The sequence below is a fragment of the Agriterribacter sp. genome (assembly GCF_035445465.1).
Classification (GTDB): Bacteria; Bacteroidota; Bacteroidia; order Chitinophagales; family Chitinophagaceae; genus Agriterribacter.
Genome location: NZ_DAOMQT010000017.1, coordinates 40,897 through 53,182, shown reverse-complemented (window position 1 = coordinate 53,182; position 12,286 = coordinate 40,897). Strand labels below are relative to the sequence as shown.

Here is a 12,286-nt window from a genome sequence, read left to right as displayed (position 1 = left end):
TAGGGTTAAATACTTCCTGAGGGAAATGCGTATTTGCATACTTTTGCCATGTTTGGGTTTTTAAATACAGTTTGTTTGCGCAAGGTGTTATTTTGGGTTGACCCAAACATTCGCCGGAGGTGCTCTAACACTTCCGGTTTTTTGTTTGGTCCCCTCTCCTATTTTTATCCGTCAGGGCGATACATAGATGATATTATTTTCGGTTTTAAATTTTACGTATCCGTTTAATTGCAAAAGGTGAAGCAGTTTTTCCAATGGTTCAGATCTTTTTATGGTGGCATTGAACTGATGTTTAATGGAACCCTCGTAAACAATTTTTGCGTTATACCATCGGGCTACCTGACTCATTATTCTTTCAATCGGCGCGTCATGAAATACAAATAACCCATTCTTCCAGCCGGTGATTTCTTCTATATCAACGTTAGCAATGGTGGTCATTTCATTTCCGTGGATCAATGCCTGCATTCCAGGTGTCAACACTTTTTCATTACCATAGTTTTGTACAAGCACCTTGCCTTCCACCAGTGTTACAGCTTTCCTATCCTCTTCAGGGTATGCCTTCACGTTAAAATGGGTGCCTAAAACAGACACGGTATCATCGTTACCGAGAACAACTATAAAGGGTGCTTTCGCGTTAGGCGATACTTCAAAATATGCTTCACCCGATAGCTCTACCTTACGCTCTTTGCCAGAAAAGACTGCCGGATAGCGTAAAACACTTTGGGCATTCATCCATACTTTGCTGTTATCATCCAGCGTTAACAGGAACTGTCCGCCGGCAGGAATAGACAGTGTATGCATACCTATTGTACTACTATGCGCCGCACTCTTCTGATACACCAAATTATTGCCATTTTTTTTTGAAATGTTTAAAGCTTCACTATTTGAAAGAACTCCGTTTTGTGCATTGGCAAGGTCAATAACCGAGCCATCTGGTAAAGTAAGCGTAGCCTTATTGCCGCCGGGTTGCAGTAAATCGCTTTTAACCGATTGCTGCTTTGTATTTTGGGAGGAAGATGTATTGGTTAAACGCCATATAAAAAACACACACAATAATAATATTGCCGTTGCGGCTGCAGACATCCATACCAAACTGATCTTCCTCCTCTGTTTTGGTTTTTCAAATCTACCCTCTTGTTGTAAGTTCTGAAATATTTGCTCAGACTGTATTTTCTCCATCATGCTCAGGTTTGCTTCAATATTTCTTTCATCGGTAAGGTCTTCAAATAATTTCATGTTTTTATCACTCGCATTCACCCAATCATCCAGCTCCTGATGCTCTGCACGGGTGAGTGTGTTGCGGATATATCCGGCGATAAGGTAGGCCACGCGATAAGCTTCCTTATCCATTTGGCTGTATGGATTATTATTCATACCATTAAATTAGCGCATGCTTCTTATAAGAAAGTATGCAGGTGGAGAAATACCCTACAAAGTTGAAAAGAAAATTTTTCCCAACAGGCATAAAACCCCCAAAAAGCCGGGGCGCATAATTTTTTGAAGGGCTTTGATACCCCTGAGTTTTTGGGTTTGCACAGTATGAGGATGAAGATTCAGTTCCCGTGCAATTTGGCCTGTGGTTTTCCCCTCTAAGTAATACATCGCAATTACTCTTTTATTACCCGGAGAAAGTTTTTGTAACGCGGAATACAATAGCCGGCAGGTCTCTGCCCGAACCAGGAAACTGAAAGGGGTATCGCTCTCCGGTGTATCGTATGCGGAAGCAGGGTCAAGCTGAAGATAGCGCTTTTGCTTTTGAACGGCTCTGAAACTATCTCTGCGCACTATGGTGTATAAATACGCCTTTATTCCATCGAAACTATTGAATTTAAAATGTTTTTGCCAGGTTTTTACAAATGCTTCCGAAGCTATATCCTGGGAAAGTGGCAGATTGTTTACCCATTGATTGGCATAATGGGTAAGTGCAGGATGAAGTTCCTTGAAAAAGAAGGAGAGCGCCCTTTCATCGCCATTTTGAAAGGCGATAGCATACTCATCGGGATGGTATAACGCTGAATGGCGCACCTGCAGCTCATTTTAATCATTATTAAAAAATCTTGCAGTGGAGCAGCAGGCAAAAAAATGGCATGGAACTCCACAAATTGGCTTGGAGGCCCTCGGAGAGCCCTTGAACACAATAAGGGAGCCCACGCCTGAACGTGAGCCCTTGCTTATCATCTCGTGTTCAATGAAAATTTCCGAGGTTTCCAAGTCGAGACTTAAAGCGAAAGCTTCAGATAAGTTTCCTTATGAAGGATTCGCAAATTTCTAACTGCAATATAAGATATTTCCCTATACCAGTGTATTGAAGATAAGTAATTTCTTTTACGTCCTTGCACATATCAAATGGCAAGGAAGATTATTAAGTCAAAAATTGACCTTTATATTATAGAGCAGGTCAAACACAGAAGGCAAAAAGATGATTTGCAGCAGGATGATGTTGCTATACATTTAAATGTCTCTCCCGGTTTCATAAGTCATGTTGAAAGCCCTTTCCAGAGAGCAAAATACAACGCTCAGCACATAAATGAATTAGCCAAATTGTTTAAATGTTCCCCAAAAGATTTTATGCCGGATAAGCCGTTATAACCTTGTCAATTTAACTATAAGCCCCGGACAAGAATGCCCGGGGCTTTTGCTAACCTATGAAAAACACCGTTGACAAGATAATAAATAAACTTTTATTTTTCTAAAACCTGCTTCAAAAAATTCAGTTGTCGCTTTTCCAACCTGGGTAAAAAGATTTACAAAGAATACCGGGTATGTGTAAACAATAAAAATTTGTAATTTAAACCTGGCTTCTCCATCGTTGTTGTAATGAAGCAAAGGTAAAATCATAACACCCATGATTGTGAAGTTCATTACTGCCAGGTATCATGAAAAAAAGGATAAGTTATTCAACCAAATTTTCATATACAGAATATGCTGTATTATATGAGTGGAGATTTAGAGCGGGAGTAAGTTGTAATGTATGCTTTAATCTTCTGAAAAGTTTCCCGTATTTCGCTTTTTAATCTGCATCGCTACCCACCATTTCCAGCAGTCCTCCATTACCTGATTGTAATCCCCGCTTTCAAACATCTCAAGGATCATGATCTCCACCCAATAGTAATGCCCATCATTTTCAGCATCTACAAAATCATAAATTTTTACTGGACATTCGGTATCACCCTTATGCGCATCATTTATGTTTAGGTCACTAATAAGTATGTGACAATGCGGCGATTCAATATGCATAACATCTATTAGCCCAGATTCCGGATCCTTACCAGGTATGATGTCAAATTTTTTCATTTAAAGTTTCTTTTAGTAGTACATGGTTATAGTAATACCCCTCTAATGCATTCAGTGAATTGTGGCCGCGCTATATCTTCAAGTGCGATTCTACATGCAGCTTCAAAATTGTTATAAATCCATCTTTTGTTTTGAAGCCGGTCGACAGATTTACATCTTTACAATATCACTCTCTGTCTATAATGTTTTCTGTAGCGATCATATTGCGAAAATCGCCAAAAGAAAAGGGGCACCGTAAAAACAGACCCCTTATTAGTTTCAACCCTAAACCCTTGGGAAAGTTAGGCAAGTTAGTTTTATAATGCCGGCTTTAAAAATTTTATTTAGCTGTTTTATGATTTTTATTCAAATATTCAAAGGGCATTTTTAACCTTAGGGAATACAAATAAGAGCCAGGATGCCATTCCGGAAGGATTGACTGCTGCAAACCTGGATTAAAATCCAATATATAAAAAGTGCTTTATATTTCCTCACCTGCAATCGCTTCACTAATTGCCCGGATTAAATTATTTGCTTCTCCGGTGAAAAGACAAACCCATTTATCCAAGGCTTTTGTTTCTGCATTAACCAGCAGATTATGCAAAAAGTATAGATTCCAGACCATCTTGACTCATGTTACAGACGGACACCAAACAATACCGTAAAAGCAAAATACAGAAATGCCAGTGGTACTGTGACAGGTAGTTGGATGCAATCATAAATATTTTTTCGGTGTCCGATGTCGGGTGCAAAAACGGTAAAGATATTATCGCTGATATTAGGCGGAGAGCAAGATTGGTAGTTTAATTCTGTCCCAACCTGGCTTTTCCCTCCTTCTTCACCCATGATTTCGCGTGTAACAATCCTCCTGGCTATTTTAATAATACCTATGAAGCATGCAAACTCAAGGATCCTTTTTTCGGTTTTATCTGAATGCCGGTAAGGAAAACCGAGGTTTCGGAAAATGAGCGGTAGGTTTGAATTCGTTAATCATTGGCGTTAGTTGTTGGGTGCATAGGTTTGTATTTTGAAATCACCAAAAACAAAACAACGTTTTTTATACCGTTTTTAAACGGTATTTTTTTATTGTTAAACAACGGGTACCCGCTACCGTTAAAACAACGTTTTTTTAATGTTTTTAAACGGTAGCAAAAAATTAAACGCATTAATTATCAATAGATTCAACTTTTCCATTCCGGAAAATAGATTGAATATTGACGGATGTTATTTTGTTATGTCGGGTTTTCGGCGATGTTTGTGCAGTACAATTATGTACAACCCTAACAACCCTGGCTGCAATGAAATCTATCTTAACCTTCATATTGGTTATGCTAATCATTAGTGTACACGCACAGCATGTTGGTTCCGACAGCCTTGTTCAAATACCAGGTAAATACCTCAGCAGTGTTGATAAAAAAATCAGCGGCTTAGATAAACAACTCACCCGCCAGTCCGAAAAATATTTAAACAGCTTATCCAAACAGGAAGAAAAGATCCGCAGGAAACTGGCAAAATTAGATTCAGCAAAACCGGCTGAGCTGTTTGGCGATACTAAAAAAACCTACGAGCAGCTCTCCCAAAAGCTGGCTGCCACCAACGGCAAAATGGATAAAGCCTTTAGCGGTCAATACCTTCCTTACTTAGACTCCCTGCAAGGTTCTCTTGGCTTTTTAAAAGATGCAAAGAACATTGTCTCCAAATCAAAAGATATTCAGCAAAAGCTCGGCAGTTCCCTGCAGCAGGTAAAGCAACTGCAAAACAAATTGCAGCAGGCAGATGAGATAAAACACTATGTGCAGCAACGCCAGGAGCAACTCAAAACACTGTTGAGCAGCTATACCAACCTGCCTAAAAGCATTACCAAACATCTCGGCAAATACCAGCAGGACGTATACTACTACGGCAGACAGGTACAGGAATATAAAGAAACTTTGAATGATCCTGATAAACTGTTTAAAAAAGTATTGGCTACGCTTCAAACTTTGCCAGCTTTTAAAAAGTTTATGCAAAAATATTCCATGCTGGCTCAACTTTTCCCCACGCCGGAAAACTACGGCACACCACAGGCATTAGCAGGATTGCAAACAAGGGCGAATGTACAGCAGGTATTGCAGCAACGGGTAGGAATACCTGCAACTAGTGGAGCTAATGCTAACCCCGACCAATACCTGCAACAGCAGATGCAACAGGCGCAGGGTGAGTTGTCAAAAATAAAAGACAAGCTTAACCAGTTGGGCAATGGTAGCAGCGGCAGCAGCGATATGGTAATGCCGGAGCACTTTACACCGAACTCCAATAAAACAAAGTCTCTCTGGAAACGAATTCAACTTGGAACCAATTTTCAGACACAGCGCTCCAATAACTACTGGCCTACCACTACCGATATAGCGGTAACAGCCGCCTACAAGGCAAATGACAAAACAAATATTGGAATTGGACTGGCTGGGAAAATGGGTTGGGGCCAAAGCTGGAAACATATCAAAATCACCGGGCAGGGTGCTGGCATGCGTGCCTTTGTAGAATGGAAGGTGCCCAACCTGTTTGGCAGCAACAGTAAATTAATCAGCAGCCTGTGGTTAACCTCTGGCGCTGAGATGAACTACAACCGAACGGTAGAAAGTCTGGCGGTATTTAAAAATTATAGCAACTGGAACAAAAGCGCATTGGCAGGCATCAGCAAAAAGTACAGTATGAGCTCTCCATTGAAGAAGGGCAAGAAGATAGTGGGATCCATGCAGGTGCAGTATGATTTTTTACACAAACAACATATACCGCCTACACCGGCTTTTGTGTGGAGAGTGGGATATAATTTTTAACAACCAAATGATTAAATTTTAAATAGTAAAAACATGAAAGTTTTACAACGCCAATCTATCAGAAATATAATCCTGCTTTCTGTTATTTTCTGTATATCAGCTGGAGTATCAGCACAAACGAATACTTTTCCTTCTTCCGGCAATGTGGGTATTGGAACAACAACGCCGAGAGCTAAATTGGAAGTAACGGGTAATGGAAGGTTTTCTTCATCTGCCTCCGGTTCTTCCTTCATCATTGATATTTCAGGATTTCCTACTGATAATAATTATTCAAATGCCCAAATAATAGCCGGAGCAAGCGGTGGAGCCGGATATCTGAAAACCAAATTGGATAACTGGGGTGGCTATTTTAGCTGGGTAACAAATTCTTCATCTGGCGAAAGGGAAGTGATGAAAATAGATGCGACCAGTGGTAATGTGGGCATTGGTACATCAAGTCCGCAGGCTAAGCTTGCGGTGAATGGCAATATTTTTTCTCAAAAAATAAAAGTAATAGCATCCGGCTGGCCTGATTATGTTTTCTCTCCTCAATACAGGTTGCCCGGCCTGTGGGAAGTTGAAGACTTTATTAAATCCAACGGACATCTGCCCGACATTCCTTCCGCCGTTGAAGTAGAAGAAAACGGCTTGGATTTGGGTGATAACCAGGCGTTATTGCTTAAAAAAATTGAGGAGCTAACTCTTTACATTATCGAGTTGAACAAAAAAGTAGAACGGCTTGAAAAAGAAAAGTAAAGAAAAAAATCGGTGACAGCAACAGGGGTGATTTAGTCTGACTTATAATAGCTCTTTTTTCAATCATACAAAAACAATGGATTTATTAAACCAATTTTTGCTTCTTATGAAACCTTTTATAAAACAAGTCATGATATGCCTGTTGTTAACAGGTGCAGTTAAATTTTCAGTTGCTCAAATAACTACGGTTGCAAACGGGTTAACGCAATCCGGTAACCAGGCAAAATTTGGGGGGACGCTCACAGAAAATACAGATCTGGATGTTGGCACCAGCTTCTATCTTAACATAAAAAAATCCGCTGCTAATTATCTCAGCATCCTCAATAACGGTAACATTGGGATAGGTACCAATGCCCCATCCAAAAAATTAGATATACTGGGAAATGTTGTGATGCTTACAGGCATTCATCGCTTTTATCTTAATGAAGCCGCCACGTTTGATCCTACACAGGCTGGAATACGAAACAATGCAGGGCATATAGTAATCAATGCAAAGGAAGGAGGAGTAATTTATTTGAACCGCGATGTGAGAGGTGATGTCAGGATCCAAAGCTATAACGGAGGGGTGGATGCCATAGATGTGGCTATTTTTCGTGGAGAGGGGAAAGTAGGGATAGGAACACTTAACACCTCAGATCCCGGCTACCGGTTATTCGTAGAAACGGGTATACGCACAAGAAAAATCAAAGTGGATCAGTCGGCTTGGCCGGACTACGTGTTTGATCAGAAATACAGGCTGCCCTCATTAGCCGAAGTTGAACAATTTATAAAGGAGCACCAGCATCTGCCGGATATCCCCTCTGCCACCGAAGTAGAACAGAATGGTCTGGACCTGGGTGAAAACCAGGCTTTATTACTTAAGAAAATTGAAGAGCTGACTTTATATGTTATTGATCTGAAAAAGGAGAATGAATCAATGATTGAAAGGCAGGCCAAACTGGAAATGGAGATCAGGCAGCTGAGAAAATAGCAAAAGCAGTGTTATATCAGAGAGCATTAGCCGGATTTTAAAAAAATTAAATTCAATAAGGTATTGCGGTGCATTGAATGCAATGTAAAAAGAAATAAATTAAAAAGAGATGATATTTTTTATCAAAAAAAAACAATCAAAAATCTTCATGAATACATTTTTTCACAGTGGAAAAAGGTTGCTGTGGATCTGTATGTTCTTCAGTCTAACCAAAGGATATAACCAGACAGGACACGAAGTCTTGCAGAAGCAAGATTTCAATTTTGGTGGAAATCTTATGTCTCCTCAGGCATTTAGTTTTACAAAATACGGAGGGCACAAGGTAAGCTTATCTACCGGACAGATTTGGGTTGATATTCCCATATATTCATATAATGATAATAATTTTAATATCCCCGTCTACATTGCATACAATTCACCTGGTTTTATGCCAAATCAAAGAGAAGGTATTGTGGGGCTTGGGTGGTCATTAAACGCAGGAGGAGCTATTACGAGAGTTGTTAATGGTGTTCCTGATGATTCATATAATTTTCAAGATATCGGTGGGTATTATCAGCTTAATGGATTGTTGTATGGAATTAAGAACAATTTAGCAATAAAAACAACTAGTAAGTCAAACATATTTAATTTGTCTGCAGGAAGTGTTTCCCAAAATTTATATTGGAATATTGGCACATGTGAAGCTGAACCAGATCTTTTTAGTTTTAATGTTCCCGGTTTAAGTGGCAAATTTTATATAGAAAACAATGGAGAAGTTCGAACAATTGGCAATAAACCCTTCAAGATTGACCTTTCCGGAGTCGGAATTCAATTGATGCGGGACATCGCTACAAGCGAAGTTGAGAACTCTTCTATTTCTATTATTACCGATGACGGATATAAATACGATTTCGGTGGTAATACTTCTTTTTTGGAAGTAGCTTTTAATCTATATCCCTCAAATGAAGTATTTAATCCCGTTATTAACTCTTGGCATTTAAAGAAAATTACTGCTCCCAATGGGCAAATTGTTGAGTATAAATACAAGCCATTTAATTCAGATTTACATCAGGAAAATGGGCCCAATGATGGTTTTCACTATTTATTTAACGTTAACCACATAAGGAATTCCCGAGCGGATGAGTACGCTTATGCTGGTGGCGCGTACGTGGCGGGCAGTAGTGCTTCAGTTACAACCTCGAAATCAGTTACCAAAACGATTTATCTTGAAGAAATTCTCGTGAACAACAGGGCTTCTATAAAATTTGATTATGTACAAAATGAGAACAAATTTTATCAGGACCCCGATAATGTTAATAATGATTTCAATCAATATAATTTACGTATTAAGAAGATAGCAATTAGGGACTATAAATTGAATACGCGAAAAGAATTTCAATTTGATTATGCGTATTTAGGCGGAACTGAGAGTAGACTATTTTTAACTTCTCTTACTGAATCTGGAAAAGCACCTTTTACTTTTAATTATTACAATACTTCTAATCTACCCTCTCCATTAACCGGCTCCATCGATCATTGGGGATTTTGGAATGGTAGTAATAATACTTATCAGGCGGTTATTCCACAAATCGATTATAGTGTTAATGGTGACGAGACCATAACAGATAATAAGCGCGATCCAGATACTACAAAGTGCAAGACAGCAATGCTTGAGCAGATCACATATCCTACTTCGGGATATTCAAAGTTTGATTACCAAGCGCATGAATATCATTGGCGATTAGAACGAAAGAACGACTTTAATTTTTTGCCCAATCTTTATGAGGTATCAGGCAATACTGGAGGAGCGAGAATTGCAAGAATAGAAGAATATGATGGAATTAAGGTCAGTAATGTGAGGGAATTTATATACAAAAAAGATTATCCTGCTGGTAATATTTCAAGTGGTGTTTTGTTGCAGTGGCCTCGATATTTATTTTATTGGGAGAATGTTGTCCCTGGCACAGCTACAACCAAGCACTTAAGAATAAGAAGTACTAGTTTCAACAATACATATTCAGGTAATGAACATTATATACAGTACTCGGAAGTTACCGAAAAAATGGTGGAAAATGGTTATACTAACTACCTGTTTACAGACTATATTTCAAATCCAGATGAAAATAGCTACAACACGATTAAACTCGATCCAACATTATTTGATGGCATTACAAATAAGCATCTACATAATAGTTATGTAGGCATTTATTTTAACGATAAATCCTTTGAGCGTGGTATTCAGAAAAGCGTAAGATATTTTAAATATGACGAAAATGACGACCCGGTACTTATTAAAGAAACTAAAACAAACTTATTTACCAGTTCGTCAGATTTCCCCGATTTTCATATTGCAGGAGCGCACATGACCGGAGGAATAGTACAATCATTCAAAAAATATTATTATCCGTTTCTTCCAAAGCAAGTTGAGGAGACGACGTATAGTCTTTCAGGAGGAGTTTCAAATACGGTAGTACACGATTATCACTATAATGGTAGTGGATATCTTGTAAGGCATACGACTACGGGCAGTAATGGTGTTCCTGTGAGTAGTATGGCATTGTATCCGGAAGACTTTCCTGCGGGGACTATTTTTCTTGATGATATGAAAAACAATAACTTACTAAAGTTTCCTATCGAAAGGGTGAAGTATAATGAAACTAATGGAACAAAGTACATATTATCTGGTCAGATTGTGAAATACAAGGAATCAGGTAAAGGGCAAATTGATGAAGTAATGGATATGGAAAATCCAGGGAAAATTCCAATGACCAATTTTAAATTTAGCAACAGATCCACTGGCATTTTACCTCCGGCCGGAAGTTCTACAGGTTTTTCACCAGATAGTAAGTATCACGCGAATTTGATTATAGACTCGTATGATGACGCGGGCAATCCCAACGAACAACATAAAGTCAATGACATATCACATTCATTTATTTGGGACTATCACTCAAGATATTTAGTTGCTGAAGCAACCAACGCCTCCCAATCAGACATTGCCTATACCTCGTTCGAGTCGGATGGCAAAGGTAACTGGACTTTTAGTGGCACTCCATTTAGGGAGCTATTAGCACCTACCGGAAAAAAAGCGTATGATATTTCTTCAGGCTACATTACCAGATCAGTCAACAGTGCAACAACTTATATTATTTCTTACTGGAGACCAACAAGTTTATCTGCACTCAGCATTGCAGGAACTATAAGTGGTTATCCCATCAGCGGCAGAACGGTAAATGGCTGGAAGTATTATGAGCATAAGGTCAGCGGTCAAAATGTCGCCACTATCAGCGGAAGCGGAAGCATTGATGAGCTCCGCCTTTATCCTGTCACTGCCCAGATGACCACCTACACCTATGAACCTTTGATTGGCATGACCAGCCAGTGTGACGCCAGCAACCGTATTACTTATTATGAATATGACGGTTTTGGCAGGCTTGCACTTGTAAAAGACCAGAGTAAAAATGTTCTCAAAAAGTTATGTTACAATTATGCAGGTCAGCCCGAGGACTGTCTGACTTATTACTATAATGAAGAGAAGAGCGGCAGCTTCGCTCGTGATTGTGGAGCAGGTTATAATGGCTCTTCGGTAATATATACTGTTGCGGCCAATAGCTACAACTCAACAATAAGCCAGGAAGCTGCTGATCTGTTGGCTCAGAACGATGTGGATGCAAACGGGCAGGCATATGCTAATACCAATGGAACCTGCCAGCGTATTCCTATAGCTGTAACGCTCAAAAACTCAGGTGAGCAGGGACAGCAGACCTTTTATGTAAACTTTACAGCTAACGAGGTAAGTTCTCATTTCGGTTTCATTAATAAAACAATAGCTTCTGGTGCCAGTTACACTAATAACGTATATTGGGGAACCTACGATATTGAAATAGAGGTCAAGTCCGGTGATAATCTTAAGTTTAGTTTGAACGGTCAGGTAAAGACAGGGAGCATTGTAACTTACATCAATGTAAGTATTACTGATGCGATGACAATCTATGCGGGGGTATATCAAAATACCACGCAAAATGTAAATTATACCCGTAATGACTGTCCTCCAAATAACACACCGTCCACGGTGGTTTATGTGGTTGCCCCTAACATTTACACTTCCTTTATTTCACAGGCGGATGCCAATACCCAGGCAATCTCACAAACAGCGTCTGCCGGACAGTTGTATGCCAATGCCAACGGCACCTGCCTGCCTCCAATACCTCCGACGACGGATATTGTTTACACCAACCAGATGCCCAAAACGATAACCCTCAAGTTGACCAATACCCTGACGGGCATCCTGTACACTTTTTCGCTTCCGAAAAAAACCACACCCACTACGGCGGGCACAATACCCACAGGTGTCTACAATGTAACAATGAAAGTTAACGGAGAATCAGAGTACTATAGTATCAACAGTTATGTGCAGGCAATACCCGACACGGATTTCAGCGCTACCAATGTGCTGTTAAATACTGCCATTACTACTGTTACTGCATATTAAATACATTAAAACTTAAAACAG

At 39.5% G+C, this 12,286-nt stretch carries 7 protein-coding genes; 4 read left to right on the top strand and 3 right to left on the bottom strand.

Annotated features, from left to right (window positions below):
* Positions 1–171: 171 nt before the first annotated feature.
* The 3 genes from PLE34_RS10780 to PLE34_RS10770 all read right to left on the bottom strand — a co-directional run bounded on the left by PLE34_RS10780 (position 172) and on the right by PLE34_RS10770 (position 3,294).
* Positions 172–1,374, bottom strand: coding sequence for a FecR domain-containing protein (locus PLE34_RS10780; RefSeq protein ID WP_324556730.1), 1,203 nt, complete (start codon positions 1,372–1,374; stop codon positions 172–174).
* Between the two features lie 54 nt (positions 1,375–1,428).
* On the bottom strand, positions 1,429–2,025 hold the full coding sequence (locus tag PLE34_RS10775) for an RNA polymerase sigma factor (RefSeq protein WP_324556728.1): 597 nt from the start codon (positions 2,023–2,025) through the stop codon (positions 1,429–1,431).
* Positions 2,026–2,976: 951 nt separating this feature from the next.
* Positions 2,977–3,294 carry a hypothetical protein gene (locus PLE34_RS10770; RefSeq protein ID WP_324556726.1) on the bottom strand — a complete coding sequence of 106 codons (318 nt, stop codon included), beginning with the start codon at positions 3,292–3,294 and terminating at the stop codon, positions 2,977–2,979.
* 1,277 nt (positions 3,295–4,571) lie between these two features.
* On the opposite strand from PLE34_RS10770, the gene PLE34_RS10765 reads away from it, so the two are divergent.
* From PLE34_RS10765 to PLE34_RS10750, 4 genes are all read left to right on the top strand, one after another.
* Positions 4,572–6,089 (top strand): hypothetical protein, encoded by a 1,518-nt coding sequence (locus PLE34_RS10765; RefSeq protein WP_324556724.1) that lies wholly within the window; start codon positions 4,572–4,574, stop codon positions 6,087–6,089.
* Positions 6,090–6,122: 33 nt separating this feature from the next.
* Positions 6,123–6,824 carry a hypothetical protein gene (locus tag PLE34_RS10760; protein ID WP_324556722.1) on the top strand — a complete coding sequence of 234 codons (702 nt, stop codon included), beginning with the start codon at positions 6,123–6,125 and terminating at the stop codon, positions 6,822–6,824.
* Positions 6,825–6,930: 106 nt separating this feature from the next.
* The gene (locus PLE34_RS10755) at positions 6,931–7,794 is read left to right on the top strand and encodes a hypothetical protein (RefSeq protein WP_324556719.1); all 864 of its coding nucleotides are present in this window, start codon (positions 6,931–6,933) and stop codon (positions 7,792–7,794) included.
* Positions 7,795–7,903: 109 nt separating this feature from the next.
* The gene (locus tag PLE34_RS10750) at positions 7,904–12,265 is read left to right on the top strand and encodes a DUF5977 domain-containing protein (RefSeq protein WP_324556716.1); all 4,362 of its coding nucleotides are present in this window, start codon (positions 7,904–7,906) and stop codon (positions 12,263–12,265) included.
* Positions 12,266–12,286: the final 21 nt, after the last annotated feature.

Coding starts and splice junctions, on each gene's coding strand:
- PLE34_RS10780 (WP_324556730.1), bottom strand. CDS start 1,374: ATGAATAATAATCCATACAGCCAAATGGATAAGGAAGCTTATCGCGTG.
- PLE34_RS10770 (WP_324556726.1), bottom strand. CDS start 3,294: ATGAAAAAATTTGACATCATACCTGGTAAGGATCCGGAATCTGGGCTA.
- PLE34_RS10765 (WP_324556724.1), top strand. CDS start 4,572: ATGAAATCTATCTTAACCTTCATATTGGTTATGCTAATCATTAGTGTA.
- PLE34_RS10760 (WP_324556722.1), top strand. CDS start 6,123: ATGAAAGTTTTACAACGCCAATCTATCAGAAATATAATCCTGCTTTCT.
- PLE34_RS10755 (WP_324556719.1), top strand. CDS start 6,931: ATGAAACCTTTTATAAAACAAGTCATGATATGCCTGTTGTTAACAGGT.
- PLE34_RS10750 (WP_324556716.1), top strand. CDS start 7,904: ATGATATTTTTTATCAAAAAAAAACAATCAAAAATCTTCATGAATACA.